We start from the raw sequence: 13,585 nt of genomic DNA, 5'->3' as shown, positions 1-13,585 counted from the left end.
GCGCTCATCGCGCCGGAGACCCCCCCCTAGCCCTTTTGCCGTCTATCGGTCTCTCCCACAGCAAGACTCGCTACAGCTACCCGCGAATGGCTGCACAAGCGGGCCACCGATGGCAGCCGACTCAACTCATCCATGTGCCTGTCGACTTGATCAAACAGAGAATTCAGTGTGGAGCGTCGGCGACCTGCAGCCCGTAGGTAATGAGGTTCGTCGCGGTATTCCAGCGGCGGTTCGAGTTGAGGATCACCAGGAGAAGATCACTCCCATTCTGCGAGACTTTGGCAATAAGACATCGGCCGGCTTTGGATGTAAAGCCTGTCTTAATCCCTTCAACACCGGGAATGCGTCCCAGCAATTTGTTCGTCGTGTGCAAAATATACGCATGGTGACCGTTGACAGCCGTGATGATCGCGCGCTCCTCACGAACCAACTGCCGGAAGATCGGCTGATCAAGGGCAATAAGGCTCAACGCGGCGAGGTCTTCGGCCGTCGAATAATGGTCCGGATTATCGAACCCACAGCCATTACTGAAATGCGTATCAGCCAAGCCCAAGGCTGCAGCCTTGGCATTCATGAGCGTCACGAACTGTGCTTCATCGCCACCGACATGCTCCACCGCTGCAAGGCAGGCATCGTTCGCGGACATGATCAACATAGCCTTCAACAGATCTTCCAGCCTAAAAACCTGTCCTGCTTTCACTCGCAAATGCGTCTTATGGGCCCGTGCGGCATTGGGGCTAATCGTAACGAGATCATCTAAGTGACCTTTTTCGAGAATGACCAGGGCTGACATGATTTTCGTGAGACTGGCTGGAGACATGCGCTTCCCGGCATCGTGTTCATACAAGACGCGCCCAGTTTTGAGGTCCTTGAGAAGAATGCCATGGGCTGGAGCGACTCGCCAGGGCGGAAACTGGTGCGAAGCGATCGCCGTACGGGCATGAGCTGGTTGTGCGGTTGCATTCTTCGCAGCTGCGATCGAGGATGTGCCCGTCACGGCAGTGATCAACATCAGCCCAGTGAGCAACCCCGTAGCGCGGGCCAGAAATGTTCCACGAGAGAGCATCTCGCGGTCTCTTGTCATCATGAATTCGTGACTCCTACTCACAGCGTAAAGGACTCCCGCACCTTCCCTCCACGAAATCCACTATCGATCACTTTATGGAAAAATCGAAGCAGATCGGCGAGGTCAATCCAGAAGCCGCAATTCAAACAACGGGCATAGAGACGCCGATTCTCTAACGTATAGTGACGCTCGATCATCATACATCCCTTGCATTTCAAACAGTGCATCGAGGCGCCTGTCTTCAGATTCTGTAGCTATCGTAGTCGATTCATGACTAAGGCTAAGCAACCGGCCAACAACCCTCCGCCGAAAATCGTCGTGCCAAACGAGAGGTAAGGGCTCGCTCCGCTGCCGGGAGGGGCTCCATCGAGCAAGTCTCGGACGCCACCCTGTACCATCAGCACAGACAGGGTGAGCAGCGCGCCGACAGCAAACCACCACCCAAAAGATCTCACTGGTATCCTCGAAACAGAGCATCAACAGGCCTGAAACGCACTGTGGGCCACTCTATCCGAGGGTCAGTAGGCTGTCAAGCAGACGGCTCTTTACCGTCACCCCTGCATACCGGAAGCCGACGCATGGCCTCATGGCACATTCACCGCCGGAGCGGTCGCCCCTTTCAAACCTTTATGAAGAAAGATGGAGACCGTTCCACTACCGTTATCTACAGTGACAAGCCCAGGCTCTTCAGCCTCCTTCGTCGTAACTCTGAAAATCGCGAGCGCGAAGGGGCCTGGCTTCGTCCGGTAATTTCTCGGCGGATATTCGAAGGTTCCGTCACCCCGTCCGAAGAGAATAGAGAGATCGCTCGACTGAAGATTGACGATAGCTACGTCGGTACGTCGGTCGCCGTTGAAATCTCGTGCGAGCCCGAAATTGGGCCCTGCATCGGCGCCGGAGTCATGTCCTGCCTGAAAGGTCCCATTCCCGTTCCCGAGATACGTCGTAAAGCTATCTCGTTCGCCATTGATCACGAGCAAATCACTGTTCCGGTCATTATTGAAATCTGCGAAACTCACCCCGAGTGGGCGCTTCCCCGTCTTATAGTCGACGGGAGGACGAAACGTGCCATCCCCATTTCCAACCCAGATGGAGACCGCGTTCGACATTGGCCCCCCGTTGGTTACAACCAAATCGACCTTCCCGTCGCCATTCAAGTCGGCCAACGCCACAGACGTAGGCGTATCGCCATATTCGTACTGCACCCCATGGGAGAATTCACCGGTGCCGGTCCCCAAAAATACTTTGATCTTGTCGTTTCGCAATGCAACCACGAGGTCTGAGGCACCATCACTGTTGAGATCGCCGCTGGCAATGGCAATGGGAGTCCGATGTACCGGGTAGCGCGGACCTTCTTCGAATTTCCCGTCGTTCCGACCGAAGAGTACGGCTACCTCGTCTCCCCCTGAGCAAGCCAAGGCCACATCGGAGTATGGATCATGATTGAACATCCCGAGAGCGAGCGAGCGGGGCTCTTTACAGGTATTGAGTTGGACTTGCTCGCGAAAAGTGCCGTCGCCGTTCCCCAAAAGAATCGAAAGCGTATTACTGCCGATGTTGGTCGTCAACAAATCGGTCAACCCGTCTTGATTCACATCTGCAGGGGTGACAGTCGTCGGGCTCTTACCAACCTGATAACTGGCAAAATAGTAGAAGAGATCCGGCGGGGTATAGGGATCTTGTTTGGTACAGCCGCTTGCCACAAGAAGGCACAGACTTGTCGCCAAGGCCATAAGACACCATAGCCTGCAGCCATAACGGCCGTCGCCTTGCATGATCACACGCGACTCCTTGAGCAGAAAACTGGCGATAGGATAATAGCCCGCATAGAGATGCCTTTTTACTGGGCCTTCCGGTCGAGGCAAGCCGCGCCAGTATACAGACCACCGCTTTCTCCTGGCAATCAATCCAACGGCACAACAATCCCTACCAAAGCGTATTTTCCCAATCCTGGAGCGCTTACCAACGGCTTTGAAAATGGAACGGGGTTTGAGGTAGAATGCCCCTCTTAGTTTGGCAAGGAGGAATCATGAGCAAGATGATGCAGATCGAATTATCGATGTACGGAATCGCTGAAGTATTGCACTGGTGCCACGACCGTAATAAGGGACGCGTTCCAGGAGTAGACACGGCTGGCTTCGAGAAGATGAAGGCGTTGCTGGCGGAAAAGCCCCAGTCGGGAGATTATTTCACTCTCGATCAGTTCTGGAAAAAGAGAGTGACCTTGGACTTGACAGAAGACGAGGTCACGACGATCGATCGTTGCCTCTACGATATCCCTAATTTCGATAGCGAGCCTCTCCCGCAAATCCGTCATAAGTTTTGGCCGCAACAGGCAGCCGCCCTCTAATACAGCAGGGGCCGTCCTCAAACGGCCCCTGCCTCTACCTCATAGAATAGCCCCAGACTACTCGTCCAAGACGGGTCCGAGAGCCGCGCGAAGAACCAGTAGCGTCTTGATGCGAGCTGGCGGGAAGAAAAACTGCCCTTGCAGAATGCTCAAACATTCCGTCCAGCAAGGCCGCAGCGAGTAAGCAACTAAACTTTGATCTCTGAACGATGAACGCTGACGTGAACATCATTTTTCGTTCACCGTTCATCACTTACCGCTCAGCGTTTTCTGGCTGGCGGCCTTTTTCGGCATCCTGCCCCTAGAGCGTTCCTTCTCCTTTGAGATACCGGCGAAAACGGCCCATCAAATCGGCACCAAGCGTCCCACCGTCCGGCTTCTTCACATCTGGATCGGCAAAATGCCCACGAATTTCCTGCAGACGCTTCTCCGCCTGGTCATTGCCCTGAAGCCGCTTGGTCTTCTCCAGCGCCGTATCGAAGGCTTCAAACGTCAGTTCGTTGTAGCCGAATGAGCGAATCCGTTTGACGGCTTTCATCATGGCCTGGTTCCGAAAGGTCGTCAGATGCTCCGAATCCACTTCTTTGAGCCCAAGCTTTCGAGCCCGTCGCTCAGCGGCCTTACGAATTCCGCTCCGGACAAAATCCGGAGACGTCTGTAGGCGCTTCCACGCTTCATCGGTCCACGTCACTCGCTCCTGTGGCGCATCCCATAACTGAAGCAGCACCGACTCGTCGATCCGCGTCAGGCCCTTCTCTCTTGCCAAATCTTCAGTGTCCCGCCGCAGCATGTCCGTGACAAATTCGATGGCGATCGGGGGCGATTGCTTCAGCTTCTCATGAAGTTGAGCCAACGCGCCCTCACTCCATTCAAGCGGAGGAGCAGAGGCCTCCCGGAGATCCCCCAGTGCTTCAACCTTTTCAAACAGGTCGACGTTCACCTCGAGATGGCCCCGTTCCTTGGCGATCTCCTCGGCAATCTGCTTGGTCATGTTGCGCATAAACTCAGGAACGGAATTCAGCCGTTCCTTCGCCGCGGCAGTCCAGGGCAGATGGCCTTGCGCCATTTGCTCCGCAGCGTCCGCCATGCCGGATTCGCCACCCATCCCGCCCATCATTTGGTTCTTGAACTGATCGAGAGTTTCCCCCGTGATCTCTGCATAGCCAAGCTCTCGAGCTTTTTTCTCGGCCAGCCGGCGGACCATGCCGCGCAAAAATATCGGTGCCCGCTCCAGACGCTTGGACGCCTCGTCCGTCCACCGGACCTCAACCTCGGCTGTATTGTGGGAATCTGGTGAATTCATGGTACGCTTCCTGTTATGACTGGTTCAGAAGTTCCTTTAATTCTTTGCCGGCCTTAAAGAAGGGAACTTTCTTGGCAGGGACCGCGACGGTCGCACCGGTCTTAGGGTTTCGTCCTTCTTTCATCCGGCGTGCCCGCAGGCGAAAACTGCCGAATCCTCGAATCTCCGTCTTATCCCCGTTCTTCAGCGAATCACGCACACAATCGAAAATCGTATTGACGACGACTTCCGCCTGCCGCTTCGTCAACGTCGTGATCTGCTCTGAGACGCGCTCGATGATCTGGGCCTTCGTCATATCGGACTCCCCTTTCGTGTTGATGAATCAACCCGCTCGTCGATCCGACCGCACTAGAATGCCATGAGATACTTGAACCCGAGCCCATGGTAAAAGTCCAGTCGGGGAAAGAGCATCGAGATTCGAGATTCGATCAACTCTCTAAATGAAAATCTCCGGCGAGGCTCGATGATTTTCGGCTCACCTTCGATGCCGGCCGAATCCGCAGCCAGCTGAATCGCATCCTCGAGATCGCCAAGCTCATCCACCAGCTTCGACTCTTTGGCTTGCCTGCCCGTGAAAATTCGCCCATCCGCCAAAGCCTGCACATCAACCAACGCAAGCCCGCGCCCTTCCGCTACGGCCTCGATGAACTGCTTATGGACATCGTCCATGACGGATTGGAGCAGCGCATGTTCTTCGTCACTCATCTTCCGGAGGGGCGACCCCACGTCTTTGAATCGGCCGCTCTTGATCACCACACCTTCGACCCCGATCTTCTTGAGCAGCCCTTCGACGTTGGCCGTCTCCATGATCACGCCGATACTCCCCGTCAGCGTCCCGGAGTTGGCCATGATGCGATCAGTCGCCACGGCAATGTAATAGCCCCCTGACGCCGCCACAGATCCCATCGAGGCGATCACAGGCTTATTGCTCTTGTTCCGAATGCGCTGGACCGCATCATGGATTTCTTGCGACGGCACAACTCCGCCCCCGGGGCTGTCAATTCTCAGAACAATGGCTTTCACGGAAGGATTGTCGGCAAATCGCTTCAATTCACCGATCGTGGACTGGGCATCCAGAATAACACCTTCAATACGGATCAGCCCAACCCGATCCTCCATCGAAAGGTCAAGATCGGGGAAAAATAGGTTCATCAGAAAGAGCAGGCCTAGCCCGATGCCGAGCGCCCAAAACACTCTGCGCACGATCCCGCGCTTGGCCGGCTTTTCTGTTGCTTCATTACTCATATTGTATTATCTGCTCACAGTGCCGGGGGCGCATACGCGCCCCCGGCTGACGCTGATGTCTGCTGGCTCGAACCTACTTCTCGTCTTCAGCTTGGTTCCGCTTCCGGCTCTGCTTGACCGCGCGACCCAAGCTTTGGTCTAACGTGCCTTGCGTGGAATGGTATTCATCGACCTGCCGGCGATCGTTGTCCGACTGGTGATCGCGCAGGCTGAGCGCGATCTTCCGCTCTTCGCGATCGACCTTGATGATCTTGGCCGTGACTTCATCCCCCAACTTGAACTTCTCTTCCAGCTTGGCCTGTTGGTCGAGACCCGCCTCGCTGATGTGAATCAACCCTTCGACGCCTCCGTCCAATTCGACGAAAATGCCGAAATCGGCGATCTTGCTGACCTTCCCGACCGCCACATCCCCGACGCCATATTTATTCGGGATCTCGGCATCCCAGGGATCGCTCCCGAGCTGCTTATACCCAAGTGACAGCCGTTCCTTCTCTTTGTCGATCCGCAACACCACCGCTTCGACCTTCTGGCCCTTCTTGAAGAGTTCAGAGGGGTGCTTGATGTGCTTCGTCCATGACATGTCGGAAATATGGATCAATCCATCGATGCCCTCTTCAAGTCCGACGAACGCGCCGAAGTCTGTGAGGCTCTTCACTTTTCCTTCAATGCGTGTACCGATGGCGTACTTCCCTTCCACCATATCCCAGGGATTCGGCGCAGTCTGCTTCATGCCGAGCGAAATCTTCCTGCTGCCAGGATCCACGTTCAGTACCGCCGCTTCGACCTGATCTCCGATGGAGACGACGCGTGACGGATGGCGGACTTCATGTGTCCAGGACATTTCAGAGACATGCACCAGTCCCTCGACACCGGGCTCGAGCTCGATGAAGGCCCCGTAGTCGGTCAGGCTCACCACACGACCTCGAACGCGGGTGCCAATCGTGTATTTGCCGGCAACGCCGCTCCAGGGATCGGCGCTCTTCTGCTTTAAGCCCAGCGAAATACGCCCGGTCTCTCGATCGTACTTGAGAACACTGACTTCCACTTTGTCACCGATGTTGAACATCTCAGATGGATGGCCAACACGGCCCCAGGACATGTCCGTAATGTGGAGCAACCCGTCGATGCCACCGAGATCGATGAAGGCTCCGTAGTCCGTGATGTTCTTCACCACGCCTTGGATCAATTGGCCTTCCTTCAGCGTGGAGAGGGTATTCTTCCGTTTCGAATCCCTCGTCTCCTCCAAGAGCACGCGTCGGGACACGACCACATTGCCGCGCCGATGATTGATCTTGATGATCTTGAGTGGGAAGGTGCGCCCAACCAACCCGTCGAGATCTCGCACCGGATGCAGGTCGATCTGCGAGCCAGGCAAAAATGCCTTCACCCCGATATCCACCATCATGCCGCCCTTGATCCGTGCCACAATCTTGCCGTCGATGCTTTTTTCTTCGTTGAAGAGCTTTTCCAGCTCCTCCCAAATCTTCATCTTGTCGGCTTTTTCTTTGGAGAGAACCAGATTGCCGTCGGCGTCTTCACATTCCTCAATATAGACTTTGAGCGGATCGCCTACCTTAAGGTTCTGGAGCTCCTCGGTGGAGAACTGATCGTTGGAGATCATGCCCTCGGACTTGTATCCGATATCGACGACCACTTTGTCTTTGCTGACGGCAACGACTCGACCCTCTGTAATCGTACCCTCTTCGAGGTTCTTGAAAGTCTCCTCGTAGAGGGCCGCTAAGGCCGCGCGGTCTAATTGCTGATCACTCGATGGCGAAACCGTACTCATGATGTAAATCCTACCCTTCCGACTGGAGTCGGGTGCTGATGGTTATATAACCGACATTCACTCAGCCTTGCGAATGCCGGCACGGGACTGCTGAACCGGAGACTCGATGTCACCTAAGGAGGCAATGCGATCCATCACGGTGCGAGTCACCTCCTGATAAAACTGCTTGGCTTCTCCGTTCTCCCCATTCCGGGAAAACGTGATGGGCTCCCCATAGAGAACGGTCACGGGGCGAAAGCGCGGCCACATGGTTCCTGTCGGCAACACCTCATAGGTGCCCTTGAGATAGGCCGGAATCACAGCACAACCGGTTTGCGCCACTATCACACCAATCCCCGGTTTAGGAGATTGTAACCGTCCGTCCGCGCTACGGCCACCCTCAGGAAAGATCACCACAATCTTTCCAGCCTTGACGAGACTGACCGCCTTGCCAAATGCATCACGATCCAACCGGCCGGTCCGCAAGGGAATCCATCCCAACCATTGGCAGATCGCCTTGAAACCTGGCACGGGAAAGAGATCGCTACGGCCTAAATACCAGGCCCGCCGCCAAATCCCACAACCGAGAAACGGAATATCCAGATAACTGGCGTGGTTCGCCGCCACGATGAACCCGCCGGTCTTGGGAACCGCCCCCACGACTCGGTAACGAAAACAGATCAGCCCGATGGTCCGGAAGAAGGCCCATAAGACCCCGTAGATCGCCGAACTCACAACTTCGCCGCAATCACAGCCATCATCTGGTCTACCACCTCTGCGGCAGACACGTTCGAAGTATCGATATGCCGAGCATCTTCAGCGGGAGCCAGCGGGGCGATCGAACGGGAACGATCCCTTGTATCACGGCTCGATAAATCCGCACTCGTTTCCTCAAGTGCCCCGGAATGTCCTGCCGTCACAAGCTCCCGGTGCCGGCGCTGCGCCCGGACATTCGGATCTGCTTCGAGGAAAAACTTCACGTCTGCGGAAGGGAAGACCGTTGTTCCCATGTCTCTCCCTTCAGCCACCACTGCACCGCCCTGTCCAATCTGTCGCTGGATAGGCAATAGCCAGGCCCGAACCGCGGGAATTGCTGAGATCACCGACGCTGCGGACGATACCTCAGGCGTTCGGAGTCCACCAGTCACATCTCTGTTATTGACCAACACCGTCGCGGCTCCGTGATGGAGCTGCATTTGGATCGATAGGCTCGGCAAGAGAGCGGCGACCGCCGCTGCATCAGCCGGATCCCGTCTCGACTCGATCACGGCCCAAGCCGTTGCCCGATAGAGGGCTCCCGTATCGAGATACAAATAATCCATTCGAGAGGCCAGCAACTTCGCCACCGTACTCTTCCCGACCCCTGCCGGACCATCGATGACGATAATGAGCCGGCTCGCAGGTTGTTCTTTCGCAGCTGACCCCACGTCGTGCCCCCGCATCATAACCATCACCGGCGATCGCCCAATAAATTCAACAATGTCTGATGAAAGTCCGGGAATGATGTCTCAATACAGGCGGTCTCGTCAATCAGGGTGGGCCCCGAAGCCGTCAAGCCTGCAATCGCCAACGACATCGCCACCCGGTGATCCCCGTGGCTACGGCCATGCGCAGCCCGCAACCGACCATTCTTCGCTGCCGCGCCAAGCCCTTGCAGAACCATCCCATCAGGCTTTTCCGTAATTTGCGCCCCCATGGCTCCCAACTCTGCCGATACCGTCGCAATCCGATCGCTCTCTTTCACACGTAATTCTTCGGCCCCGGAGATGATCGTCTCACCCTCTGCCACTGCGGCTGCGACACACAAGATGGGAAACTCATCGATCGTCTGCGGGATCAAGTCTGGCCCGATCGCCACCCCATGCAGCCTGGCCGACTTCACACGAATGTCTGCGACCGGTTCTCCGGCCTCTTCCCGCTGATTGAGCAATTGAATATCTGCGCCCATTCTCGTCATCACGTCCAACAAGCCTGTTCTTGTCGGGTTGATGCCAATGTGACGAATCGTCACATCCGAGCCAGGAACAATCGTCGCACCCACGATGAAGAACGCGGCGGCAGAAAAATCACCAGGCACGACGAGTTGAGGCACCGCATTCCACCCGACCGAGGGCCGTCCATCGACCAGCACGCTGGTCCCTTCTCGTCGCAACCCGATACCGAAAAACTGAAACATCCGCTCCGTATGGTCCCGTGAGAGACGAGGCTCCGTAAAGCGAGTCGTCCCTTCGGCAAACAAGGCCGCAAGTAACAGTGCGGATTTGATCTGTGCGCTCGCCACCGGCGAAACATAGCTGATGGCGTGGAGACGGCTTCCCTGCACCGCTAACGGCGCAAGCTCACCGCCCTTGCGGCCGGTAATAGTCGCCCCCATTTCCCGCAATGGTTTGACGATCCGCCCCATTGGACGACGCCGAATCGATTCGTCGCCGGTCAATACCGTAAAAAAGTCCTGCCCCGCCAGCAAACCGGCTAGAAGGCGAATGCCCGTTCCTGAATTCCCGCAATCGATCGGCCCGTTCGGCTTGGTCAGACCCCAAAGCCCCTTGCCATGCACAGAGAGTTCATCTGCCGATTCATCGATGTGTACACCAAGAGCCTGGAACGCACGCATCGTGTTGAGACAATCTTCACCCCGGCAATAGCGCAAAACCCGACTCACTCCGCTCGCCAACGCAGTCAGGATGATCGCGCGATGGGTAATCGATTTATCGCCGGGGACAGAAATCGTTCCCTGTAACGGTCGGCCTGGGGTAATCGTCAACGACGCCATAGGTATCCTACGCCGACACAGCCGGTTGAGTGGAAATTTTTTCCCGTTCCTGCCTGGCCCGTTCCAATGCCTTCTCGATGCCTGCGGCATCGCCCGTTCGAATAAGCTGTTTCAATTGGCCCAGTGAGCGCTCATAGGCTTCTATAAACGTGACCACATTGTCGCGGTTCCAGAGAAAAATGTCGCGCCACATTTCAGGAGAACTCGCGGCAATCCTCGTCGTATCCCGTAACCCGCCGCCCGAGTGGCTCGCCAGATCGAGGGAGGGAATCTGTTGATCGCGAATTTCAGCCAGGGCATTGATCAAGGCAAAGGCCGCCACATGGGGCAAATGGCTTACCGCACCGAGAATCTTGTCATGCAAGTGGGCATCCATCGTCAGCACGACAGAGCCGGTCTCCCGCCACATCGCTTGAACCTGCTCAAGCGCTTGCGGGTCTGTCCTGTTCGTCGGCGTGATGATGCAGCGCGCTCCCATAAAGAGCTGGTCCGATCCGGCCGCCACACCCGTCTTTTCCTTGCCGGCGATAGGATGGGCTCCCACAAAATGAACACCGGTCGGCATGGCCCGTTCAGCCTCTTCCACCAACAGCCCCTTCACGCTTCCAACATCGGTCACAATTGCCCCCGGCTTCAAACAGGAGGCCCACTCTGTCAAATGTCGATCATAGGTATCGACCGGCGTGGCCAGCACGACCAGATCGGCATCCCTCACCCCGTCTTTTGGGTCGACGACATAGCGGTCAATCGCACCCAACTCAACCGCGGTTTTTAAGTTTTCGACACGTCGCCCAACCCCGACGATTCTTGTCGCCAAACCCTTTCGGCGGAGGATCATGCCGAGCGATCCGCCGATCAGCCCGACTCCGATGATCGTGACCTGAGTAAAATGCAGCGCCATTCTTCAAACTGGACCAAGGCCGAACCTCAATCCTACGTCCTTCAACCGCAGTTCTTCTGTTTACAATTCCCGACCGACGGCGACCGCGATTTTTCGCATGTCATGCATCAATTCTTTAAACTTGCTCGGCTTAATGGACTCTTCGCCATCACACAACGCACATTCCGGATTCGAATGAACTTCGATCAAAATACCATCAGCCCCAGCGGCCACAGCTGCCTTTGACATCGGCGCCACCAAGTTCCACTTGCCTGTGGCATGGCTAGGATCGACGATGACGGGCAAATGAGACAATTCTTTTAGTGTCGGAACCGCCGCGAGGTCGAGCGTATTGCGATATTGCGTCTCGAAGGTCCTGATCCCCCGCTCGCACAACATGACGTTCTGATTCCCCCGGGACATGATGTATTCCGCAGAGAGGAGGAACTCCTTGATCGTCGCCGAAAGTCCCCGCTTCAACAGCACCGGCTTGTCGTACGCTCCAACTTCCTTGAGAAGCTCGAAGTTCTGCATATTACGTGCGCCAATCTGGATAATGTCGGCTTTCTCGAGAAACAATTCGATGTCGCGAGTATCCAAAATCTCACTGACCACCGGCAACCCGGTTTGCTTCTTGGCCTCAACGAGATAATCCAACCCTTCGCGTCCGAGCCCCTGAAAGGAATAGGGGGAGGTGCGAGGCTTGTAGGCGCCGCCGCGTAAAATACTCGCTCCCGCCGCCTTGACCTCGTGGGCAATACCGACCGTGAGTTCGAGCCGCTCCACCGCACAAGGGCCCGCCATGATCACCAGTTTGTTGCCGCCGATCTTGACGCCACCCACATCGATGATCGTGCCTTCACGCTTAAACTCGCGGCTGACAAGTTTCCACGGTGCGAGAATCGGCAGCACACTTTCAACGCCCGGCAAAGCCGTGAGGGGTTGATTGTGCAAGACCCGATCGTCACCGATCACGCCGATGATCGTCCGTTCCTGACCGGTCGTCAGTTGCGACTTCAGCCCCAACTCACGAAGACGATCGATAATGTGGTCGACTTCCCGTTCACTGGCTTCTGGTTTTAATACAATGATCATGTTGCCCTCACCTTCCACTCACTGCGAGTGGATTACCCGCTTGAACACAGCCAAGAATTCCCTGTTTTCTTCTTCCAGGCCGATGGTTACTCGAACCATGGACCCCTCGATATGACGAATAATAATACCCTCTCTCAACATGGCATCAAATACCTTGCGGCCATCTCGTCGAATATCGACATACACGAAGTTTGCTTCGCTCGGGATCGGTGCAAAGCCAAGATCGGTCAACCCCTTGACCACTTGCCCCATTCCGGCCTCATTCACCGCCCGGCTCCGCGCCACATGTTCGTCGTCGCCGAGGGCGGCGAGCGCGGCACGCTGGGCGAGACTGTTGGCGTTGAAGGGAGGGCGGAGGCGGTTCAGGAAATTGGCGATCTCTGCGGTCGTCACGCCGTATCCAATTCGCAATCCAGCAAGGCCATAGATCTTCGAAAACGTCCGCAGCACGATCACATTCCGCCCCTGCTGCACATAGGCCATGGAATCCGGGAACTGCCGGCTTCGGACATATTCGAAATAGGCCTCGTCCAATACCACGACGACATGCGCAGGGACATGCGCGAGCAGCTGTTCGACCTCATCAGCCGACACCATCGTTCCGGTCGGGTTATTGGGGTTACAGAGGAACAGCAGCCGCGTCCGGTCGGTAATCGCATCGGCCATTGCCGGAAGATCGTGCCTCCACTGCTTCAACGGAACGATGACAGGCGTTCCGTGAGCAGCCGTCACTTCCATCTTGTAAATGACGAAGGTCTGATCGGCCATGATCGCTTCATCGCCCGGCGCCAAAAACGTACGGGCGAGTAGGCCCAAAATTTCATCCGATCCATTCCCAAGGATGACCTGATCCAGCGTCACCTTCCAGCGATCTGCCAAGGCTTCGCGGAGACGAAACGCGCCACCGTCGGGATAGCGATGCAGCGTCGAGGACCCATCGCTCAATGCAGCGAGCGCCTTTGGGGAAGGGCCCAGCGGATTTTCGTTGGACGCCAGCTTAATGACACGTGCGAGCCCGAGCTCCCGTTGAAGTTCCTCAATCGGCTTCCCCGGAACATAGGGACTCAGCGAGGCAATATCTGGATGGACCTTCAGTGGCATGGCG

15 protein-coding genes are annotated in these 13,585 nt (G+C 56.2%); 1 reads left to right on the top strand and 14 read right to left on the bottom strand.

Going from position 1 to position 13,585, the window contains the following annotated elements:
• Positions 1-163 precede the first annotated feature (163 nt).
• From Q7U76_16270 to Q7U76_16255, 4 genes are all read right to left on the bottom strand, one after another.
• Positions 164-1,087 carry a D-alanyl-D-alanine carboxypeptidase family protein gene (locus Q7U76_16270; GenBank protein ID MDO8357933.1) on the bottom strand — a complete coding sequence of 308 codons (924 nt, stop codon included), beginning with the start codon at positions 1,085-1,087 and terminating at the stop codon, positions 164-166.
• A gap of 17 nt (positions 1,088-1,104) precedes the next feature.
• Positions 1,105-1,266, bottom strand: a complete 162-nt coding sequence (locus Q7U76_16265; GenBank protein ID MDO8357932.1) for a hypothetical protein — start codon at positions 1,264-1,266, stop codon at positions 1,105-1,107.
• A 54-nt stretch (positions 1,267-1,320) separates the two neighbouring features.
• Complete coding sequence (locus tag Q7U76_16260) at positions 1,321-1,521, bottom strand: hypothetical protein (protein ID MDO8357931.1); 201 nt, start codon at positions 1,519-1,521, stop codon at positions 1,321-1,323.
• Positions 1,522-1,650: 129 nt separating this feature from the next.
• A complete protein-coding gene (locus Q7U76_16255; protein MDO8357930.1) occupies positions 1,651-2,841 on the bottom strand; it encodes a VCBS repeat-containing protein in 1,191 nt (396 codons plus the stop codon).
• Positions 2,842-3,095: 254 nt separating this feature from the next.
• Here Q7U76_16255 and Q7U76_16250 point away from each other — a divergent pair, with 254 nt between their 5' ends.
• Entirely contained in the window at positions 3,096-3,416 is a 321-nt protein-coding gene (locus tag Q7U76_16250; GenBank protein MDO8357929.1) for a hypothetical protein, read from the top strand.
• A 301-nt stretch (positions 3,417-3,717) separates the two neighbouring features.
• On the opposite strand, the gene Q7U76_16245 is transcribed toward Q7U76_16250, so the two are convergent.
• The 10 genes from Q7U76_16245 to hisC all read right to left on the bottom strand — a co-directional run bounded on the left by Q7U76_16245 (position 3,718) and on the right by hisC (position 13,581).
• The gene (locus Q7U76_16245) at positions 3,718-4,719 is read right to left on the bottom strand and encodes a hypothetical protein (protein MDO8357928.1); all 1,002 of its coding nucleotides are present in this window, start codon (positions 4,717-4,719) and stop codon (positions 3,718-3,720) included.
• Positions 4,720-4,732: 13 nt separating this feature from the next.
• Positions 4,733-5,014 carry an HU family DNA-binding protein gene (locus tag Q7U76_16240; protein MDO8357927.1) on the bottom strand — a complete coding sequence of 94 codons (282 nt, stop codon included), beginning with the start codon at positions 5,012-5,014 and terminating at the stop codon, positions 4,733-4,735.
• Between the two features lie 53 nt (positions 5,015-5,067).
• On the bottom strand, positions 5,068-5,964 hold the full coding sequence (sppA, locus tag Q7U76_16235) for a signal peptide peptidase SppA (GenBank protein ID MDO8357926.1): 897 nt from the start codon (positions 5,962-5,964) through the stop codon (positions 5,068-5,070).
• Between the two features lie 73 nt (positions 5,965-6,037).
• Positions 6,038-7,753: a 30S ribosomal protein S1 gene (locus Q7U76_16230; protein ID MDO8357925.1), complete on the bottom strand. Its 1,716-nt coding sequence runs from the start codon at positions 7,751-7,753 to the stop codon at positions 6,038-6,040.
• A 57-nt stretch (positions 7,754-7,810) separates the two neighbouring features.
• Entirely contained in the window at positions 7,811-8,467 is a 657-nt protein-coding gene (locus Q7U76_16225; GenBank protein ID MDO8357924.1) for a lysophospholipid acyltransferase family protein, read from the bottom strand.
• Positions 8,464-9,183, bottom strand: a complete 720-nt coding sequence (gene cmk, locus Q7U76_16220) for a (d)CMP kinase (GenBank protein MDO8357923.1) — start codon at positions 9,181-9,183, stop codon at positions 8,464-8,466. Before cmk ends, Q7U76_16225 begins: the two co-directional genes overlap by 4 nt.
• Entirely contained in the window at positions 9,183-10,505 is a 1,323-nt protein-coding gene (gene aroA / locus Q7U76_16215) for a 3-phosphoshikimate 1-carboxyvinyltransferase (protein ID MDO8357922.1), read from the bottom strand. Before aroA ends, cmk begins: the two co-directional genes overlap by 1 nt.
• A 7-nt stretch (positions 10,506-10,512) precedes the next feature.
• A complete protein-coding gene (locus Q7U76_16210; protein ID MDO8357921.1) occupies positions 10,513-11,406 on the bottom strand; it encodes a prephenate dehydrogenase/arogenate dehydrogenase family protein in 894 nt (297 codons plus the stop codon).
• A 60-nt stretch (positions 11,407-11,466) separates the two neighbouring features.
• Positions 11,467-12,480, bottom strand: coding sequence for a 3-deoxy-7-phosphoheptulonate synthase (aroF, locus tag Q7U76_16205; GenBank protein ID MDO8357920.1), 1,014 nt, complete (start codon positions 12,478-12,480; stop codon positions 11,467-11,469).
• 18 nt (positions 12,481-12,498) lie between these two features.
• Entirely contained in the window at positions 12,499-13,581 is a 1,083-nt protein-coding gene (gene hisC, locus Q7U76_16200) for a histidinol-phosphate transaminase (GenBank protein MDO8357919.1), read from the bottom strand.
• Positions 13,582-13,585: the final 4 nt, after the last annotated feature.

This window comes from Nitrospirota bacterium (assembly GCA_030645475.1).
In the GTDB taxonomy this organism is placed as follows: Bacteria; Nitrospirota; Nitrospiria; order Nitrospirales; family Nitrospiraceae; genus Palsa-1315.
The sequence above is the reverse complement of the archived record's forward strand: the minus strand, read 5'-3'. Positions and strand labels throughout refer to the sequence as shown.

Excerpts from the sequence above, each read along its gene's own strand:
- Q7U76_16270 (MDO8357933.1), bottom strand. The coding sequence starts at position 1,087 with ATGATGACAAGAGACCGCGAGATGCTCTCTCGTGGAACATTTCTGGCC.
- Q7U76_16265 (MDO8357932.1), bottom strand. The coding sequence starts at position 1,266 with ATGATGATCGAGCGTCACTATACGTTAGAGAATCGGCGTCTCTATGCC.
- Q7U76_16255 (MDO8357930.1), bottom strand. The coding sequence starts at position 2,841 with ATGCAAGGCGACGGCCGTTATGGCTGCAGGCTATGGTGTCTTATGGCC.
- Q7U76_16250 (MDO8357929.1), top strand. The coding sequence starts at position 3,096 with ATGAGCAAGATGATGCAGATCGAATTATCGATGTACGGAATCGCTGAA.
- Q7U76_16245 (MDO8357928.1), bottom strand. The coding sequence starts at position 4,719 with ATGAATTCACCAGATTCCCACAATACAGCCGAGGTTGAGGTCCGGTGG.
- Q7U76_16240 (MDO8357927.1), bottom strand. The coding sequence starts at position 5,014 with ATGACGAAGGCCCAGATCATCGAGCGCGTCTCAGAGCAGATCACGACG.
- sppA (MDO8357926.1), bottom strand. The coding sequence starts at position 5,964 with ATGAGTAATGAAGCAACAGAAAAGCCGGCCAAGCGCGGGATCGTGCGC.
- Q7U76_16230 (MDO8357925.1), bottom strand. The coding sequence starts at position 7,753 with ATGAGTACGGTTTCGCCATCGAGTGATCAGCAATTAGACCGCGCGGCC.
- cmk (MDO8357923.1), bottom strand. The coding sequence starts at position 9,183 with ATGGTTATGATGCGGGGGCACGACGTGGGGTCAGCTGCGAAAGAACAA.
- aroA (MDO8357922.1), bottom strand. The coding sequence starts at position 10,505 with ATGGCGTCGTTGACGATTACCCCAGGCCGACCGTTACAGGGAACGATT.
- Q7U76_16210 (MDO8357921.1), bottom strand. The coding sequence starts at position 11,406 with ATGGCGCTGCATTTTACTCAGGTCACGATCATCGGAGTCGGGCTGATC.
- aroF (MDO8357920.1), bottom strand. The coding sequence starts at position 12,480 with ATGATCATTGTATTAAAACCAGAAGCCAGTGAACGGGAAGTCGACCAC.
- hisC (MDO8357919.1), bottom strand. The coding sequence starts at position 13,581 with ATGCCACTGAAGGTCCATCCAGATATTGCCTCGCTGAGTCCCTATGTT.